General features: G+C 45.2%; 11 protein-coding genes, 2 tRNA genes and 3 rRNA genes. 9 read left to right on the forward strand and 7 right to left on the reverse strand.

What is annotated here, in order from left to right:
• Positions 1 to 453: 453 nt before the first annotated feature.
• The 5 genes from rrf to FSC11_RS11805 all read right to left on the reverse strand — a co-directional run bounded on the left by rrf (position 454) and on the right by FSC11_RS11805 (position 5,813).
• Positions 454 to 568 (reverse strand): 5S ribosomal RNA (gene rrf, locus FSC11_RS11785).
• 179 nt (positions 569 to 747) lie between these two features.
• Positions 748 to 3,641: ribosomal RNA gene (locus FSC11_RS11790) — 23S ribosomal RNA — on the reverse strand.
• Positions 3,642 to 3,996: 355 nt separating this feature from the next.
• Positions 3,997 to 4,072: transfer RNA gene (locus FSC11_RS11795), tRNA-Ala, on the reverse strand.
• 65 nt (positions 4,073 to 4,137) lie between these two features.
• A tRNA-Ile gene (locus FSC11_RS11800) sits at positions 4,138 to 4,214 on the reverse strand.
• A 61-nt stretch (positions 4,215 to 4,275) separates the two neighbouring features.
• Positions 4,276 to 5,813: ribosomal RNA gene (locus FSC11_RS11805) — 16S ribosomal RNA — on the reverse strand.
• Together the 16S, 23S and 5S rRNA genes with 2 tRNA genes alongside form the textbook arrangement of a ribosomal RNA operon.
• Positions 5,814 to 6,356: 543 nt before the next feature.
• Between FSC11_RS11805 and FSC11_RS11810 the strand changes: the two genes are divergently transcribed.
• From FSC11_RS11810 to FSC11_RS11835, 6 genes are all read left to right on the forward strand, one after another.
• Entirely contained in the window at positions 6,357 to 7,244 is an 888-nt protein-coding gene (locus FSC11_RS11810) for an MlaA family lipoprotein (RefSeq protein WP_163167071.1), read from the forward strand.
• A 102-nt stretch (positions 7,245 to 7,346) separates the two neighbouring features.
• Entirely contained in the window at positions 7,347 to 8,315 is a 969-nt protein-coding gene (gene gigA / locus FSC11_RS11815) for an RsbU family protein phosphatase GigA (protein WP_103800685.1), read from the forward strand.
• 112 nt (positions 8,316 to 8,427) lie between these two features.
• Complete coding sequence (gene gigB / locus FSC11_RS11820) at positions 8,428 to 8,946, forward strand: anti-anti-sigma factor GigB (protein ID WP_004812973.1); 519 nt, start codon at positions 8,428 to 8,430, stop codon at positions 8,944 to 8,946.
• A 24-nt stretch (positions 8,947 to 8,970) separates the two neighbouring features.
• Positions 8,971 to 9,795, forward strand: a complete 825-nt coding sequence (locus FSC11_RS11825; protein ID WP_163167073.1) for a carbon-nitrogen hydrolase family protein — start codon at positions 8,971 to 8,973, stop codon at positions 9,793 to 9,795.
• A 102-nt stretch (positions 9,796 to 9,897) separates the two neighbouring features.
• Positions 9,898 to 10,323, forward strand: coding sequence for an organic hydroperoxide resistance protein (locus tag FSC11_RS11830; protein WP_004889864.1), 426 nt, complete (start codon positions 9,898 to 9,900; stop codon positions 10,321 to 10,323).
• A 193-nt stretch (positions 10,324 to 10,516) separates the two neighbouring features.
• On the forward strand, positions 10,517 to 10,909 hold the full coding sequence (locus tag FSC11_RS11835; RefSeq protein ID WP_005221033.1) for a DUF4951 domain-containing protein: 393 nt from the start codon (positions 10,517 to 10,519) through the stop codon (positions 10,907 to 10,909).
• Positions 10,910 to 10,955: 46 nt separating this feature from the next.
• Here the strand turns inward: FSC11_RS11835 and gspE are convergent, their stop codons facing one another.
• Entirely contained in the window at positions 10,956 to 12,449 is a 1,494-nt protein-coding gene (gene gspE, locus FSC11_RS11840) for a type II secretion system ATPase GspE (protein ID WP_163167075.1), read from the reverse strand.
• A 103-nt stretch (positions 12,450 to 12,552) separates the two neighbouring features.
• On the opposite strand from gspE, the gene FSC11_RS11845 reads away from it, so the two are divergent.
• Positions 12,553 to 13,374 (forward strand): hypothetical protein, encoded by an 822-nt coding sequence (locus FSC11_RS11845; protein ID WP_004889868.1) that lies wholly within the window; start codon positions 12,553 to 12,555, stop codon positions 13,372 to 13,374.
• 9 nt (positions 13,375 to 13,383) lie between these two features.
• A complete protein-coding gene (locus tag FSC11_RS11850) occupies positions 13,384 to 14,307 on the forward strand; it encodes a mechanosensitive ion channel family protein (protein WP_004812984.1) in 924 nt (307 codons plus the stop codon).
• A gap of 140 nt (positions 14,308 to 14,447) precedes the next feature.
• Here FSC11_RS11850 and FSC11_RS11855 read toward each other — a convergent pair whose 3' ends face one another.
• Positions 14,448 to 17,150 (reverse strand): DUF2339 domain-containing protein, encoded by a 2,703-nt coding sequence (locus FSC11_RS11855; RefSeq protein WP_163167077.1) that lies wholly within the window; start codon positions 17,148 to 17,150, stop codon positions 14,448 to 14,450.
• A gap of 161 nt (positions 17,151 to 17,311) precedes the next feature.
• Here FSC11_RS11855 and polA point away from each other — a divergent pair, with 161 nt between their 5' ends.
• Entirely contained in the window at positions 17,312 to 20,068 is a 2,757-nt protein-coding gene (gene polA, locus FSC11_RS11860) for a DNA polymerase I (RefSeq protein ID WP_163167079.1), read from the forward strand.
• Positions 20,069 to 20,257 lie beyond the last annotated feature (189 nt).

Raw genomic sequence — 20,257 nt, forward strand, 5'->3', positions numbered from 1 at the left:
GTTTTTTATTTCTATGTAAACATACAGCATATGACTAGAAATAATATTTATATGTAAATCTTTAATCCTTTATGAAATATACACCGTAGATATCAATACCCTTCATATAAGGCATTTGAGTCCATCTAGCTACAAGTCTATCTACCGATAGCTCGCAAAACGTTTTATTATCACCAGGGTGGTAGGTAAAACAAAGTTATTCACCTTCCACCCGTCCTCCTAGGCACTGTAGGTACGTATTTAATAGCGATACAGCACTTAGCATCAGCTAAAAAAACTACTAAAATCGATTACAGGGAATCCATCCTAGAAGATAGCAACCACTATGAATTTATATAGTGTGCAGATTTTCTGCTATGGGTTTAGATTAAAAATCAATATTTAGATACTTTCTTAAATCCTAGACATAAAAAAACACCCCCTGTCATTTGACAGGGGGTGTTTAGAATAATGAGCTGGCGATGACTTACTCTCACATGGGTAACCCCACACTACCATCAGCGCTAAGAGGTTTCACTTCTGAGTTCGGGAAGGGATCAGGTGGTTCACTCTTGCTATGGTCGCCAGCACAACTGTTTATGGATACTCACTTAGGTCTTATTTAGATGCCTGAGCTTTCTACCAAATAGAATTCATTAACAGGGATACTTGAGTTGTATATTTTGTTCTTAAGCGTTAACTAAATCAAGTTACTTTGCTTAATATCGAATCAATTGATGCTTGATACAACAACTGTTTGGGTGTTGTATAGTCAAGCCTCACGAGCAATTAGTATTGGTCAGCTTCACATATCACTATGCTTCCACATCCAACCTATCAACGTCGTAGTCTTCAACGGCTCTTTAGGTGACATAAAGTCACAGGGAAATCTTATCTTGAGGTAGGCTTCCCGCTTAGATGCTTTCAGCGGTTATCCCTTCCGAACATAGCTACCCGGCGATGCGACTGGCGTCACAACCGGTACACCAGAGGTTCGTCCACTCTGGTCCTCTCGTACTAGGAGCAGATCCTCTCAAATTTCCAGCGCCCACGGTAGATAGGGACCGAACTGTCTCACGACGTTCTAAACCCAGCTCGCGTACCTCTTTAAATGGCGAACAGCCATACCCTTGGGACCTGCTTCAGCCCCAGGATGAGATGAGCCGACATCGAGGTGCCAAACACCGCCGTCGATATGAACTCTTGGGCGGTATCAGCCTGTTATCCCCAGAGTACCTTTTATCCGTTGAGCGATGGCCCTTCCATACAGAACCACCGGATCACTAAGACCTACTTTCGTACCTGCTCGACTTGTGGGTCTCGCAGTTAAGCGCGCTTTTGCCTTTATACTCTACGCGTGATTTCCGACCACGCTGAGCGCACCTTCGTACTCCTCCGTTACTCTTTAGGAGGAGACCGCCCCAGTCAAACTACCCACCAGACATGGTCCTCGTCCCGGATAACGGGACAGAGTTAGAACCTCAATATTACCAGGGTGGTATTTCAAGGACGGCTCCATCGCAACTAGCGTCGCGACTTCAAAGCCTCCCACCTATCCTACACAAGTAAGATCAAAGTTCAATGTCAAGCTGCAGTAAAGGTTCACGGGGTCTTTCCGTCTAGCCGCGGGTACACCGCATCTTCACGGCGATTTCGATTTCACTGAGCCTCTGCTGGAGACAGCGCCCCCATCATTATGCCATTCGTGCAGGTCGGAACTTACCCGACAAGGAATTTCGCTACCTTAGGACCGTTATAGTTACGGCCGCCGTTTACTGGGGCTTCGATCAATAGCTTCGCTTGCGCTAACCACATCAATTAACCTTCCAGCACCGGGCAGGCATCACACCCTATACGTCCACTTTCGTGTTTGCAGAGTGCTATGTTTTTAATAAACAGTTGCAGGGGCCTGGTTTCTGAGGCTGCCAACAGCTCAAGGAGCAAGTCCTATCACCGCCGGCAGCGTACCTTCTCCCGAAGTTACGGTACCATTTTGCCTAGTTCCTTCAGCAGAGTTCTCTCAAGCGCTTTGGTCTACTCGACCTGACCACCTGTGTCGGTTTCGGGTACGATTCCTGTTTAACTGAAGCTTAGAGACTTTTCCTGGAAGTATGGTATCAGCCACTTCACTGTACAAGTACAGCTTGCTATCAGTTCTCAGCATAGAGTACCCCGGATTTGCCTAAGATACATGCCTACAACCTTCCACCTGGACAACCAACGCCAGGCTGACTTAACCTTCTCCGTCCTCTCATCGCATTAAACAGAAGTATTGGAATATTAACCAATTTCCCATCGACTACGCCTCTCGGCCTCGCCTTAGGGGTCGACTCACCCAGCCCCGATTAACGTTGGACTGGAACCCTTGGTCTTTCAGCGAGCGGGTTTTTCACCCGCTTTGTCGTTACTCACGTCAGCATTCGCACTTCTGATACCTCCAGCAGACTTCTCAATCCACCTTCATCGGCTTACAGAACGCTCCCCTACCACTTACACTAATGTGTAAATCCGCAGCTTCGGCATATAGTTTTAGCCCCGTTACATCTTCCGCGCAGGCCGACTCGACTAGTGAGCTATTACGCTTTCTTTAAAGGGTGGCTGCTTCTAAGCCAACCTCCTAGCTGTCTATGCCTTCCCACATCGTTTCCCACTTAACTATAATTTAGGGGCCTTAGCTGGCGGTCTGGATTGTTTTCCTCTTGACTACGGACGTTAGCACCCGCAGTCTGTCTCCCGGATAGTACTCATTGGTATTCGGAGTTTGCATCGGTTTGGTAAGTCGGGATGACCCCCTAGCCGAAACAGTGCTCTACCCCCAATGGTATTCGTCCGAGGCGCTACCTAAATAGCTTTCGGGGAGAACCAGCTATCACCGAGTTTGATTAGCCTTTCACCCCTATCCACAAGTCATCCCCTGGCTTTTCAACGACAGTGGGTTCGGTCCTCCAGTCAGTGTTACCTAACCTTCAACCTGCTCATGGATAGATCACCCGGTTTCGGGTCTATACCCAGCAACTAAACGCCCTATTAAGACTCGGTTTCCCTACGGCTCCCCTATACGGTTAACCTTGCTACTGAATATAAGTCGCTGACCCATTATACAAAAGGTACGCAGTCACCAAACAAGTTGGCTCCCACTGCTTGTATGCATGCGGTTTCAGGATCTATTTCACTCCCCTCACAGGGGTTCTTTTCGCCTTTCCCTCACGGTACTGGTTCACTATCGGTCAGTCAGGAGTATTTAGCCTTGGAGGATGGTCCCCCCATATTCAGACAAGGTTTCACGTGCCTCGCCCTACTCGACATCATCATATCAGCCCTTTCGTGTACAGGACTATCACCCACTATGGTTGCACTTCCCAGAGCATTCCACTAAAACTGATATGACTTAATGGGCTGTTCCCCGTTCGCTCGCCGCTACTGAGGGAATCTCAATTGATTTCTTTTCCTAGAGGTACTGAGATGTTTCACTTCCCTCCGTTCGCCTCGTATGACTATGTATTCATCATACGATACCTGGCTTATACCAGGTGGGTTTCCCCATTCAGACATCTCCGGATCACAGGATATTTGCCGCCTCCCCGGAGCTTTTCGCAGGCTATCACGTCTTTCTTCGCCTCTGACTGCCAAGGCATCCACCACATGCACTTAATTACTTGACTATACAACCCCAAACAGTCGCTAGTACCTACAAGTAGTACTATCAACATTACAGTTTAGAGTTTCGTGAACTTAATCACTATACAGCTTCAATTAGATTCATATACCAAAACGCTTGATTCAGTTTAATCGCTAGAACTCATTTCTTGTAGTTGCCTACTTGAAACGAGTTTGAACAAATTATTTCAACTCAAATATATTCTGTTAATGATTCACTGTATCCTCGTCGGACTACAGTCAACTGTGATAAATCACAGAGCTTAATAACAATGCCGCGCATTATACGCAACTTAATCACTAAGCTCTATAAGCTATCAGTTCGTTTGCTTAATGTTTAACTCATTGCATCGCAATGAGTGGTGGAGACTAGGAGAGTCGAACTCCTGACCTCCTGCGTGCAAAGCAGGCGCTCTACCAACTAAGCTAAGTCCCCAGCTTATCAATAAGTCAATGTTCTGATCTTCTGTTTTACTCTGCAATTGCTTGCTTCGTCAGTAGTGGTGGGTCTGACAAGACTTGAACTTGTGACCCCACGCTTATCAAGCGTGTGCTCTAACCAACTGAGCTACAGACCCTCAGATACATCGTCATGAAGAACAACTTGTTGTGGATTCTTACCAATCGTCAATCTTTCGTTAAGGAGGTGATCCAGCCGCAGGTTCCCCTACGGCTACCTTGTTACGACTTCACCCCAGTCATCGGCCACACCGTGGTAAGCGTCCTCCTTGCGGTTAGACTACCTACTTCTGGTGCAACAAACTCCCATGGTGTGACGGGCGGTGTGTACAAGGCCCGGGAACGTATTCACCGCGGCATTCTGATCCGCGATTACTAGCGATTCCGACTTCACGCAGTCGAGTTGCAGACTGCGATCCGGACTACGATCGGCTTTTTGAGATTAGCATCCTCTCGCGAGGTAGCAACCCTTTGTACCGACCATTGTAGCACGTGTGTAGCCCTGGCCGTAAGGGCCATGATGACTTGACGTCGTCCCCGCCTTCCTCCAGTTTGTCACTGGCAGTATCCTTAAAGTTCCCGGCATTACCCGCTGGCAAATAAGGAAAAGGGTTGCGCTCGTTGCGGGACTTAACCCAACATCTCACGACACGAGCTGACGACAGCCATGCAGCACCTGTATCTAAGTTCCCGAAGGCACCAATCCATCTCTGGAAAGTTCTTAGTATGTCAAGGCCAGGTAAGGTTCTTCGCGTTGCATCGAATTAAACCACATGCTCCACCGCTTGTGCGGGCCCCCGTCAATTCATTTGAGTTTTAGTCTTGCGACCGTACTCCCCAGGCGGTCTACTTATCGCGTTAGCTGCGCCACTAAAGCCTCAAAGGCCCCAACGGCTAGTAGACATCGTTTACGGCATGGACTACCAGGGTATCTAATCCTGTTTGCTCCCCATGCTTTCGTACCTCAGCGTCAGTATTAGGCCAGATGGCTGCCTTCGCCATCGGTATTCCTCCAGATCTCTACGCATTTCACCGCTACACCTGGAATTCTACCATCCTCTCCCATACTCTAGCTTTCCAGTATCGAATGCAATTCCTAAGTTAAGCTCAGGGATTTCACATCCGACTTAAAAAGCCGCCTACGCACGCTTTACGCCCAGTAAATCCGATTAACGCTCGCACCCTCTGTATTACCGCGGCTGCTGGCACAGAGTTAGCCGGTGCTTATTCTGCGAGTAACGTCCACTCACTTTAGGTATTAACTAAAGGAGCCTCCTCCTCGCTTAAAGTGCTTTACAACCAAAAGGCCTTCTTCACACACGCGGCATGGCTGGATCAGGCTTCCGCCCATTGTCCAATATTCCCCACTGCTGCCTCCCGTAGGAGTCTGGGCCGTGTCTCAGTCCCAGTGTGGCGGATCATCCTCTCAGACCCGCTACAGATCGTCGCCTTGGTAGGCCTTTACCCCACCAACTAGCTAATCCGACTTAGGCTCATCTATTAGCGCAAGGTCCGAAGATCCCCTGCTTTCCCCCGTAGGGCGTATGCGGTATTAGCGTTCCTTTCGGAACGTTGTCCCCCACTAATAGGCAGATTCCTAAGCATTACTCACCCGTCCGCCGCTAGGTCCAGTAGCAAGCTACCTTTCCCCGCTCGACTTGCATGTGTTAAGCCTGCCGCCAGCGTTCAATCTGAGCCATGATCAAACTCTTCAGTTTAAAATCAATAGTGCTTTATTCAAAACACCAAATCTTGGCTCATCAATTTTCTGACATCAATTTCTCAAATAAACTTCGAGTAATTTCTACCATCAATCAATGAAAATAATTTCGATCAATCAACCAGTAAAAATCCACACAAGTTGTTCTTCATAATCTCTTAATGATCTTCTTGCTACTTCGTCAGCAGCAAGCTAGGTCGGCTATATTACTCTCTATCTCTAGAAAGTCAACCAGTAAATCAGATTATTTTTAAACTTATCAAATAAAACCTAACTCAACCAATCTTAACTAAGTCACTGTTTTATCAGAAGTTTTAATCTTCATCACCGCCGATGGATGTGCATTCTACAGTATTTCAGATGCCTTGCAACACCTTTTTTAAAAAAATCTCTCCACATGTGTATTTTTTAATCTTTTCGTGTGTTTTCCTTCATTTTTTATACAAATTTGCTTAAATGATGTTTATTCCTGAATATAACGTTTATTATTTTCATATTAATAAGTAGTGCTACTTACCCGGAAAAGGCCTCAGGTTACCTTATGCATCGTTCTATTTACTTAACTCTATGTTTATTTTCTTTAGCCTCAACCGCACAGGTTTTTGCTGAGGTGACTACCGATGTGGATAATCTAGAAAATGAGCCTGAAAAAACGCCCCTTAGAACAAAAATTTCCAATAAGGCGCAACAATTACAGACACAATTGAAGGTCGATGCCAGAGCAGCACAGGCTGAAGAAGTTAAAGATCCCTTTCAGCCACTAAATAGAAAGATCTATCAATTTAACGATGTGATTGACCGTAACGTGTTACGACCTGTAGCCGTACAATATGTGGAAAAGGTTTCGAAAGATGTTCGCGGCAGCTATACTCAGTTCCGCAATAACCTGGGTGAACCCTGGAATGTAGTCAACCAGTTAATTCAAGGTCGTCCTGCACAGGCTGCCAAGTCCCTAGGCCGCTTTACCATTAATACTCTAACGACTCTAGGTTTGGCAGATCCTGCCCGTCGCTTGGGCTTGAGTCATGAAGATGAAAGGCTGGGAATTACTTTAGGTTATTATGGAGTGCCTTCTGGCCCTTATATCATGCTGCCACTTTTAGGTCCAAGCTCTGTCCGCGGGGTAATTGGTAGCGCTGTAGATAGCCAGGCTCGTCCACAAAAATATATTCTTGATGATAATGACGGACTTTACTGGAGTGACCAGTCTTTGCGTGTTATCGACACTCGTTCTGAAATACTGGACGTTGAAGGGGTATTGACTGGTGATCGTTATGCACAGATTCGTGACATTTATCTGCAACGTACCAGTTATGCAATTGCTGAAAAGAAAGGCTTAGAGTCGGAAAGTCTATTCACTGATATAGATGATGAATTTGAAGATGAGTTTGATGAAGATCAGAGCGATTCGACAGAACCAACCTTTTAAGTAAATAATTTCAGCAAGATTATCGGTGAAAAAGATTCGCCGGTAATCAATAGCTTGTTATAGTACATCTAATAAACAAATTTGGGATTAGTTCATTTCCTTATGTATTTTATTCAGCCGACTCGTGATGTTCCTTATCTTGATCAAGTCCTTGACACGCTTCCAGACGTGCAGATGATTGGTCTTGAAGATCATGAGTTGTATGATCAGACTATTCTTGCAATTTCCGATGTGCATGATTATCTGAAATACCAATGGAATTTTCCTACCATTGTCTTGGCTTTGGAAAATGAAGGAGCTGAACTATCTCAAGCCTGGGAACAAGGCGCTCTTGCCGGGTGGATCTGGAACAAACTTCCAGCTCAGCCTCTCCTCGCTTTACAAAAAATTGATGCGCAATATAAAAGAAACCAGGATAGTCGCGACTTACCTTCCGCAGCAGAGTTACAACAAAGATTGCTTCCCAACCCGATTGAGCTTTTGAACTATCAGGTAGAAACATATTTTCAGCCTTCCGCTTATCTTTCTGGTGATTGGTACGATTACTGGAAAATTAGCGATAAAGAAGTGATGTTCTATCTGGCTGATGTGTCTGGACATGGTGTCACCAGTAGTTTACTTACCTCATGGATGGCAGCTTTTCATGGCCGTTCCAAATCGCCACGTGAACTGATCAAAAAGCTGAATGGCATGCTGGTTCAGGAAAATATTGAAAAGCATATCACCATGATTGCTGGGGTTTTAAACCTTGAAACTCATGTGGTGCGCTGGTCCAGTGCCGGGCATTATCCACCGCCTATTATTTTTGAACCCAATCAGGCACCCAAAATTTTATCGACCAGTAGTTTTCCACTCGGGCTGACCGAAGAACTGGAAGTAGATGAACAGGAATTCGTCCTGAAACGTCATGCCCGATTCATTTTATGTTCGGATGGTGCCCTGGAACCCTTTGATGGCGGTTTGAATGAACAGTTTGCACAGCTGGTCTATCACTTGCAAAATCAATCTTTTCAAGCGCCGGAGCATGTGGCAGACGATATTGCCTTCCTTAGCTTCATACGTATGAATTAGTAATATAATTATTGCTTTAATAGATACTTAAATTAACTCAGACCTTCAGCTACTTGAGTATCAAACTACCCTATGGGATAATTTAATATCCTTCTCTGCAAATGGCATTTATATGTCAACAGGTCATGTTGAATATGCAAGTTTGAACGGAACGCATATTTTTAAGCTTATTGGCGAAGTGCGTGCACAATCTTGCATAAGTCTAGACAAATTACTGAACAAAATTGAACAGCAAGATAATGTCGTTGGTGCGATCGTTGATTTAACTGAAACCAGTTTTATTGACAGTACTGTACTCGGCGTTCTTGCGAAACTGGGTTTGAAACTAAAACAAGTGCATCATATCCAGGCTGTCATGCTCTCTACCAATTCAGATATTACAACCTTGGCCAATAGCATGGGTCTGGGACAGGTATTTGTAATCCTGAACTATTGTGGAGATTCGCATGTTTGCACCCGCGCCTTGATCGAAGAGCATGTAACGCATCGTAATATGCTCACTACGGTTCTGGATGCGCATAAAACATTGATGAAACTCAATGAAAGCAACAAAAATATGTTCGAACCTTTGGTTAAACAGCTGCAAAAAGAACAGGACAATCTCGATAAGGTGTCCGAACCCAATATTTAATCTTAATTTTCCAGGAAGGAAACGATGACTTTACTCTCTGTTGTACAAATGAATTCTCAGAATGAAATTGAAGACAATTTCAGAACGATAGAATCCTTGATTCAGCAGAGTAAAACCAATGGTGCTGAACTGATCGTCTTTCCTGAAAATTTTGTCTGCTTTGCTGCCGGAAAACAACGCGAAACTGCGGCGCAGTTTGAAGACATTCAGCAACGCCTCGAAAAACTGGCACATCAATATCAGATCTGGATTATTGCTGGCACCCTGCCTTGTCCGTATCGCCCGGATGGTTCAGTCATTGAAGATGGTCGTGTCCGTACGGTAAGCCTGTGCATTAGCCCGGAACGTACTGAAGCACGTTATGACAAGATTCATTTATTCGATGTGCAAGTGGGTGATGCTGTCGGTGGCTATCAGGAGTCCAAATTCTTTGAACCAGGTACAGATGTCGTGGTTGCGAAAACCCCATTTGGCAATATTGGCTTGATGGTGTGTTATGACCTGCGTTTCCCTGAATTGGCACTGACTTTACGTCAACAAGGCGCCAATATTCTGACTGCCCCTTCTGCTTTTACCTATACCACGGGTCAAATGCATTGGCAGTTACTTCTACAAGCACGTGCCATGGATACTCAGTGTGCTGTGCTTGGCGCTGCACAACAGGGCTGGCATGGAGAAAAACGTCAGACTTGGGGACATACTGCAGCCACCAATAGCCGCGGTCAGGTACTGAATATGGTACATGCGGAAGGTGCTCAGCTGATCACGGTAGATTTTGATTTAAATGAACAACATAAAGTCCGTGAGTCCATGCCATTGATGCAACATCGAAAATTGATCCAGTTTTAAAGTTTGCGATTTTCCTGCATAAAATAACAAAATCCCTGCTTATTCCTGTTTAAAAATCATCGAGCATAGAAACTCCATGAAAAAATAACAGGGATTCATATCATGTCATTAGAAAAAACTGTCTATACCGCCCATGCCAAAGCAACAGGTGGCCGCGATGGTCGGGTTACTACGGATGATCAACTGCTGGATATACAACTCGCAGTACCAAAGGAAATGGGTGGTCCAGGCGGTGGTACCAATCCTGAACAGCTCTTTGCTGCTGGCTATTCAGCCTGCTTTTTAGGGGCGATGAAATTTGTGGCTAATCGAGACAAACTGAATATGAGTAAAGAGGCTTATATTGAAGGTGAGGTAGGGATTGGTCCGATCCCAACTGGCTTTGGTATTGAAGTTACCCTAAATGTTCATCTGGAAGGTATGGATCAGGACGAAGCTCAAAAACTGGTGGATGCTGCGCACATTGTCTGCCCATATTCTAATGCCACCCGTAATAATATTGATGTCACGCTAAATGTGATTACTTAAGGCTCAGTAGACGCTATCCTGAAAAATCTGTTTTTCAGGATAGTCTTGATCCAGTATAAAAATTCAATTCTTAGCCAGCTAATCTTCTACTTTTTAAACACCAGTTTGTATTTTCCTCTTTCAGAAAGATAACAATTAGACATATAGTTATATATAATGATTCTTATTTGCACTTATTGCTGGCTTTATTTAAATGTTAAAACCTCTTCTCCTCAGCACATTGTTTTTAAGTATCCCTATCTCCTCTTTTGCAGATGTGCAAGTTTCTGAAAAAATTCGCCCTCAAGTCAAATCCTTGGTGAATCCAGATATTGATCGACTCGCTATCCCTCCTACACCGCATAACATGAGCCTGCCTGAGTTTGGTCAAGGTGTAATTGGCTGGGGCACAGGCCCTCAAGATGCAGAAACACGTTTAAATCATGTCAGTAAAGCTGATGTTGAAAAGATGAAACAGGCGGGTTTAACTGTAGAAATAGCGAAAACCTGGCAAAATTTTTATAAAAATGAGACTCAACGCAATGCCGGCAACCCAACCGCTCCATTGCGCGCCCAACTCATGAAGAAAATTATCAGCTTGTGGTAAGCTATAAAAAAGCAGCTCAACTGGCTACTTTTTAATAGTTCTATCATTAAGCTAGTTCTGCTGCTTCATTGGTGACACGCAGTACTTCTTCCACTGTCGTCTTCCCTGCCAGCACTTTACGTAAGCCATCGTCACGAATAGAACCAGATTGTTGACGTGCGTAGCTTTCTAACTCGTATTCTGGTGCATTACCATGAATCAGACGGCGCATATGATCATCCATCGGGACAATTTCATAGATCGCAGTTCGACCAGTAAAGCCAGTATGTGAGCAGCGTTCACAACCTTTTGGCTGTGGTAATTCTAATTGTGTCCCATTATGGACATGGGCAAACAGACCTTGTTCGAATTCATCTGCTACATGCCAGGTCGCACAATGTGAACAGAGAGTACGTACCAAACGCTGAGCAACCACCCCAATCAGCGAACTGGATAATAAGAAAGGTTCAATCCCCATATCTTTAAGACGGGTTACTGCACCAATTGCAGTATTGGTATGCAGGGTTGATAAAACCAGGTGACCTGTTAAAGAAGCCTGTACTGCTATTTCTGCTGTCTCCAGGTCACGAATCTCACCCACCATGACGACATCGGGATCCTGACGCAGCATCGCTTTTAAAGCACGGGCAAAGGTCATATCCACTTTGGTATTTACCTGCGTCTGCCCAATACCTTCCAATTGATACTCGACCGGATCTTCCGCGGTCAGGATATTCTTGGAACCATCATTCAGATCGGAAAGTGCTGCATAAAGTGTCGTCGTTTTACCCGAACCAGTTGGGCCAGTGACTAGAATAATTCCGTGTGGACGATGCACCAAAGTCTTGAGGCGATCGTAATCATTATTCATTAAACCCAAATGGGTCATGTTCAGGCGACCCGCCTGTTTGTCCAATAGACGCATTACCACGCGCTCCCCATACGAAGATGGCAAGGTAGAAACACGGACATCGACTTCACGCCCTGCTAGGCGCAACGAAATACGACCGTCTTGGGGAATACGCTTTTCCGCAATATCCAGCTTGGCCATGACTTTAATCCGCGAGACTAACAGCGGTGCCAGTTCACGGCGTGGCTGTACAATTTCGCGTAACTGACCATCAACCCGCAAGCGGACTGAAAGTTTCTTCTCAAAGGATTCAATATGAATATCGGAAGCACCCACACGGATTGCTTCTGAAAGTAAGGCATTGATCAGGCGGACAATCGGCGCATCATCTTCCTGATCCATTAGATCTTCAGCTTCAGGGACAGAATCGGCCAGACTAAGCAAATCTGGATGGTCTTCCAGACCAGCTGCGACTTGTTGTGATTCGCCACTGTCTCCAGCGAAACTGCTACTGAGTAATTGGCTAAATTCGTGATCATTGCAGAGCTGATACTGGGCAGGATGGCCCAAAAAACGGCGTGCTTCCTGCAATGCAAGCATCGAGGTATTATCACGACGGACGATAAAGACCTGATCCCCTTCATAACGCAACAACACCCCATGGCGTTTGGCAAAACTATAAGGGATTTGTAATTGTTTCAGTACTTGCATCGTAGAATTATAATAATAGTGAAAAAATTTAAATTGAGTGTACTCTAAGCACATGACAGCGTGAAGTATGTTTAGAAAGATTTAGTACGAAAGGACAGCCGCATTGCTACAAGATCAAGTTGATTTTTCCTCTGCTCAGCCCTCTATTCATTGGTGGGGGGAACAGAATTTTGAAATAAATGAGTCCAAAGCCTGGCAATTTGGTTCGCTGCTGTTCCGTCTGACACGTGGCTTGCAGGAATGGCGTCTGGAGTATTACCGCCCTGTGGTACAGTTTGACTATGAGCAGAAATGGCACCAAATCGAAGATCCCCATTTTGCCTTTCCCCAGCCAGTGAAAATTGAACGCTATATGTTCAAGTCCACCAAAAGCAAACTGCAACTCATGCCTCGTCTGGCAGATCGTTCTGTAGTGATCAAACCTGTCGATCCCATTTATATTCCGGCCGGACAACGCGGAACCCTATATATCAGTACGCCGCTGTGGATTGCCGGTTTTGTCGATGGACAGCGAGATCCAATTTTTGATGTTCCGGTAATTCTACCTAAAGATACCTGGTTTGGCCCGAATCATCGTTCTGGGGAAATCTGTTATGCCACAGCAGTCGATGGTCGTACTGAGCTAAAACAGCTGACGCCGCGTGCATTTCGTGCTGTAACCCCAATTGAATTCCACAATACCAGTAATCAGCAACTGCGCTTTGACCGTATGAATGTGCCCGTACCTGCCCTACCGCTGTTTTTCAGTGCCAGTACGGGACGTCTTTGGACCTCGCAAATTAAAGTCCTGCATGAAGGTCTGGATCGTCCACCTCGAATTCGGATTGAAAACCGTACCCCACCACATGCCGGTGAAGTGGACTATCTGCATCCGCCACGTGACCCCGCAGGCAACCTGTTCAATATGTTTGATTCATTCTTTTAAGGACGGCTAATGGCAAACTCAAGTATTTCTGCTGAAGTCACCAATAGCCTGAAAGGCGTATTTACCAGTATCAATACTGATCGGCTGACAGAAATTGCTGTCGCAATCGTACTGTGTTTTATTGGCTTTTTAATTGCACGTTTTTTCTCGAATGCCTTTATCCGGACGATTGGTCTACGCTTTAATGCCCATCAGCAAATGGTCTGGCGTCGCGGTATTTTCTACTTCATTTTCCTGCTGTTTGTCATGGCCAGCTTAAAGGAAGCTGGTTTTAAGCTCAGTGTCTTCTTAGGTGCAGCAGGTATTTTGACAGTTGCACTGGGTTTCGCATCTCAGACCTCAGCATCTAACCTGATCAGCGGTATGTTCCTGATTGGTGAAGGTTCTTTTGAAGTTGGTGATACCATTCAGATTACCCTGATTCGTGGGCATACCATTGAAGGTGAAGTCATTTCGATTGACCTGCTCTCAGTCAAATTATTAACCCAGGATAATATCTATGTCCGGTTGCCGAATGAGCAACTGATCCGTGCCCCGGTACATAACCTGTCCAAATTTCCGATCCGGCGAATTCCGATCACGTTGGCGATTAATTTCCATGAAGACATTATCAAGGTTCGTGAAGTGCTGCTGGATGTGGCAAACAAATATCCAATGGTGCTTGCCGATCCGAAACCGGCTGTGACAGTAACTGCTTTCCGGGAATCATCCATTGAATTGCTGTTTGCAGTCTGGTGTCAAGGTGAAAACTTTTTAAAAGTTCGTGATGAAATGCAGGAACGCATTCGTAATGGTTTCCTGGAAAATCATATTGAGATTCCTGTACCAAAAATGGGCTTTGTAGATCATCCGCTTGCACGTCCGCTGGAAAATGAAGATGTTGATCAATATGCCAATGAGAAGGAATTGAAGAGGGAGCCGGATTTAAAATAACTTTTTTCTAAATTCCTCCTAACCTCCCTTTACAAAGGAAGGAACTGTCATCAAAAGCCGCTCTTTTCCTTGCACATCGCTTAAAGCTTGTTCAGGGTTTGGGGAGATTAAGTTAACGCTCAAATGTAGTTAATTTAGATTCAAACCCTTTTCTCCCCATCCGGCATTGGTGCAATATAAGCAATCAATAACATCACTCCACCTGCCAGCAAGAAGGACAATACTCGAGTTAAGGTCCCGATATGAGACAGATCAAACAGCACCAGTTTTAAGGTCACAATCACCAGAATACTACCACCCAGAATCCACATTGGTTTCAGGGCTTTCAATGCCGCAATCCACATCGTTGCAAAAGCCAATAGCACCCATAGAATGGTCAAGCTCAACTGGACTGTGGCATTACTCCAAACTTCCAAACTGTTCAACGGCGTTCCTAAATACATATGCAAAGCACGCAATACAATATAGCTAGATAGCCAAAGTAAACTCAGTACCATAAGTACTGCCATCATTCCTTTATCTCGCCCTGCCCTAATCTGCTGCAGCAACATCCAGATGAAGCTGACCAACATGGCGATACTCACCAGATCAAAAGGATTTAAAATAGGAAGCAAATAGAACTTAAAGGCCTGCTGACTGAGCAGCTGTGAACACAACAACCAGGCTGCCATCAGAATCAAGGTACTGTTGCTTTGCCACAGCATCGGCCAAGCAGAGTCCGCAGATTGTTTATAAGACCAGAAACACAGACCTAATGGCAAAATCACCATACTGATATAGGGCATACTTGGAATCAGACATAGGCTTGCCAGAGTCAGACTCATTAGAGCTCCCAAACTCACCCATTCTTTTGAAAGCAACAGGCCTGAGGCTGGTCGCAGCCATTGCCAGGCTAACAATAAGGTGGATAATCCAAAGATACTCCGGGCAAATTGACTCTCCCAAATCAGTACACCATTTTCACTCTGATCAATTGCTAGAACCACACCAGCAAAAACCAATGGCGTTAAGCCACACCATTTTGGCACCAGCCAGCTCCAGTCTTGATTTTTTCTGAAGATAATCTCATTAAGAACAGCAAAAATCAGTGCAACTGTAGCCAGACTATAAATATAGGCATCTGGCGAACTGAACTCGTCTTCCAATAAGGCAAACAGCATCAGGCTGGCTGAGAAACTGAGTAAGCTTAAGAAGCCAGTACTCAGCCCATCTAGTTGCTGGATATAACGCTCTTTGAACTGGCTAATCAGGAGCACCGCCAGATAACAGCTACTCAGTATCCAGAAAATGTGTCGTGGTGTTGGATTCAATTCAACCAGATAATACAGACTGCTCAGCCCAGCCATGATCAGTAAGCCCATACTCAAATATTGCCCAACTTTGAGATTCTTTTCCAAAGCCCAGAAATAAATTAATACGCCTTCTACGGCCCAGCCCACTACGCTCCATTCACTTTCCAGCAAAATTGGTGGAATCAGGGCAATAAAAATCAACATCAGACTGAGATAGCTATTGGCAATGATATTCAGGGTATGACTACGCCGCGATCCTAACCAGCAAACTGCGAATACTGCGGCATAAATCAGGCTCAGTCCTGCCTGCCATGTACGTTCATTAAAATGAATCAGATACAGGAAAATATAGGCTGTAATTGGCGCGGCAAAAATCAGGGCAATGTCCAGAATCGGCTTGAGCTGGAACCTGCTCAGGTCATCTTTAGCGAGTAACTGACTAAAACGAAATCCCAGCCAGATAAACACGGCACTATGTGCCAGAATCAAGCCAGTCATGCTATAGCGCTCAGAAGTGTAGCCATGAATCAGCGCATAGATTCCCCCAACAATCGCAGTGACCAGAAAGGCAATCTGATTCAGCGTCTTCCAGGGTTTTAAGCTGGTCAGCGTTGCTACTCCGATATTAATGACCAGATAATAAGCAATCAGCTCTACAGCGGTGGCATCCCGTACAGGCAAAGTAAATGGTGCAATATAGGCAATTAGCAGCGCCATCACTGTCAATTCAAAACTATTCTGCTTAAAACTGAGATATAGCGTCATGGCCATAATCAGCACAAATAGCACTGATGCCATCAACAGACCAGGAATGACCAGATTGTAATAGGCAAAGAATAAGGTCAGAAACAGCGCACTTAATCCCAGACCCTCAAGTGCCAGCGCAAAACTGCGGTTTTTCTCGATCAACCAATAGCCCAGCCCAGTAACAGCCATACTTGCCAAAGCAATCAGGCCCAATTTCATCGTCAGACTGATTTGCCAATGCTCCGTTGCAAAACGTAGTAACAGGATAATCCCGACAACCAGAATCCCGATTGCAGCTTTAAGTACCGGATTGCCCTGAAAAATCCAGCGCTGGATCTGATCGATTAAACCCGGTGAAGCATGATCACCTTGAGTGGGCTGTTGAAAGGCTTGCAGTGGAACTGGCTGAGAATTTAGAGTGTCCTGACTTGGCATCGAGTGAATACGATGCTGCAACTGACGCAATGACATCTCTATTCGTTGTAACCATCGGAACAGAAAGAAAATCCAAGCCGTAACACCCAGCCCCATCAACCATTTCAGGTCGATGACACCTCCCACAATGGTAATCAGGGAAGAAATATATAATGGAACTTTGGAATAACCAGAAATAGACAACTGATGTTCAGCAGTGATCTCTTCAAGTGGCAGCTGCACTGCATTGACATACTGCATTACACTCATCAGAAAACCGAGCCCACATAAATAGCTGACAATCTCGTAATCCAGATACCAGGCACTCAAGCCTACAATCACCAGGCTGATCAGCCACATCATGCGTAATTCATTTTGCCCTGTTGTCATTCTTATATTTTCCAGTCCCATACCACTCCATCATACAACATGCGGCTGCCGGTTATTTCATCTTCGGTCATTATTCGCTAAGCTGTTGCCACAGACTTGCTCAGCGGGCACGTTAAAAATCACGTACAATAACGCTATTATTTGAATAAGGAATTGAATACATGCCACCATTTGTCTTGGTCGATGGCTCTTACTTTTTATTTCGTGCCTTTCACGCACTGCCACCGTTAACCACGTCAACCGGTTTACACACCAATGCAATTCGTGGTGCAATTTCTGCCATTCAAAAACTGATGCGCCGTGTCCAGCCTACACATATGGCGGTGATTTTCGATACCCCTGAACCCACTTTTCGTCATGAACTGTCACCAATTTATAAGGGTGACCGCCCAAGCATGCCGAGCGAGCTTGCCGAGCAAATTCCCTATCTGCACGCATTGATCAAAGCCTTAGGAATTCCACTACACGCCCTGCCAGGCGCAGAAGCCGATGATATTATCGGCACACTGGCAAAACGTGCTGAAGCCATGGGTCATCAAGTACTGATCTCTACGGGCGATAAAGATATGGCCCAGCTGGTGACCGAAAAAGTAACCCTGGAAGACAGCTTTAAAGAAAAGCCACTCGATGTAAATGGTGTATTTGAAAAGTTTGGGGTCTGGCCAAATCAGATTATCGATTACCTGACCCTCATGGGCGATGCCTCAGACGGTATTATGGGCGTACCTGGCGTCGGTGCCAAAACCGCAGCCAAATTACTGAATGAATATGGCTCAATTGGTGGCATTCTGGAAAATGTCGACAAGATCAAAGGCAAAGTCGGACAAAATATCAAAGACAATGTGGAAGGCATTACGCTGGATCATCAACTGGCCAGTATTGTGATCGATTTGGATTTGAGCTTTGGTTATGATGATTTAAAACTTGCTGAGCCAAATGTTGCCAAACTACGCGAACTCTATACCGAGCTTGAATTCCGTAACCAACTGCAATCTCTGGATCATCCGAACAATCCAAACAATAGCAATTACAAGCAAGTAGCTCAGTCGATTACAACCAAACCTGTAGCGCCAATAGAAGAAGATCATGCGTCATTGACCAGCAGTGATGACCAACTGGGACAGGCGACTTATCACACCGTGCTGAATCAGGCAGATTGGGATGCTTTATTTAATCGTTTAAATACTGCCAAACGTTTTGCTTTTGATACTGAAACCACCAGTCTGGATTATCGTATTGCTCAAATCGTGGGCTTCTCAGTGGCTTTTGATGCAGAGGATGCCTATTACGTACCGCTGGCACATGACTATGAGAATGCGCCTGAACAGTTAAATCGTGAAACCATCCTTGCGCAAATCAAACCCATTCTGGAAGACGACAATATTCAGAAAATTGGCCATCACCTGAAATATGATGCACATGTCCTAGAAAATCATGGAATCCAGCTGGCAGGCTGGTACTTCGATACCATGCTGGCGTCTTATGTGCTGAACTCTGTGGCAACCCGTCACGGTATGGATGACGTAGCACGTCTTTATTTAAGCCACCTGACCACGACCTTTGAACAGATTGCCGGTAAAGGTGCGAAACAGAAAACCTTTAACCAGATTGATATTGAAACTGCAGCACACTATGCCGCAGAAGACGCCCATGTCACTTATCGTCTGTATGAAGTGCTGCATGAAAAACTCAAAGTACATCCGGAACTGCTCAACATCCTGCTAAATATTGAAATGCCGGTCGCACGTGTATTGACCAGCATGGAAGAAAATGGCATTCAGCTGGATCTGGCTTTCCTGGATCAGTTGGGCTGTGACTTTGCTGAAACCATGAAAAATCTGGAACAGCAGATTGAAGAAATGGCGGGCGAATCCTTTAATGTCAGCTCACCGAAACAGGTTGGTGAAATCCTGTTTGATAAGCTGGGTCTAAAAGGTGGCAAGAAAACCACAACAGGTCAGTACAGCACCAGCGAAAGCATTCTGGAAAAGCTTGAGCATCCAATTGCCGAGTTGATCCTGAACTACCGTGGTCTGTCCAAGCTGAAAAGTACTTATACTGATGGGCTCTGTAAACAGGCCAATAATGATACTCATCGTGTACATACCAGCTATCATCAGGCACTGACTGCAACCGGTCGTTTATCCTCAACCGACCCAAACCTGCAGAATATTCCAATTCGTGAAGAAATTGGCCGTCAGATCCGTAAAGCTTTTGTTGCACCAGAAGGTCGTATTTTACTTGCAGCCGATTATTCCCAAATTGAATTACGTCTGATGGCACATTTGTCTCAGGATGATGCACTGGTGGATGCTTTTATTCACGGTCAGGACGTCCATCGTCGTACCGCGGCAGAAGTCATCGGTATTGCCCTGGAAGATGTGACCAATGATCAACGTCGCCAAGCCAAAGCAGTAAACTTCGGTCTGCTTTACGGCATGTCCGAGTTTGGCTTGACTCGTCAGCTTGGTTTCACCCGCCAGGAATCACAGGAATACATCAAGCAATATTTCCACCGCTATCCGGGTATTTATGAATATATGCAGCGTACCCGTCAGGTTGCGCTGGAACAGGGCTTCGTGGAAACCATTCTTGGCCGCCGTTTGTATACCCCAGATATTGATGCGCGCAATATGATGATACGTAAAGCTGCTGAACGTGCTGCAATCAATGCCCCACTACAAGGTTCAGCTGCCGATATCATCAAGATGGCAATGATTGAAGTCGACAAAATGTTGCCAAAAGACCAGGCCAAAATGCTGCTGCAAGTCCACGATGAATTGGTATTTGAAGTTGATGAAGCGATTGCTGACGAACTAGCACCTAAGCTGGCTGAAGTAATGCAGTCTGTAGTGCAGATCTCTGTGCCTTTACTGGTAGAAGTAGGCAAAGGCAAAAATTGGGATGAGGCGCACTAAAGTGCTTTGAACCCCTCTTTCAGAGGGGTTTCAGGAGATTTATATTAGCCCTCTCCCCGAGGGAGAGGGAATTACACCTAATTTTAATTACTATGAATAGTTTTACTAATTCCTTCTCCTTTTTTTAAGATAAAGAATACTATTACTTCTCAGAGATGAATTTCCAAGAAGTTGCTTCTCCTCTCAGGA

Source organism: Acinetobacter schindleri, from assembly GCF_010918895.1.
Taxonomy (GTDB): Bacteria; Pseudomonadota; Gammaproteobacteria; order Pseudomonadales; family Moraxellaceae; genus Acinetobacter; species Acinetobacter schindleri.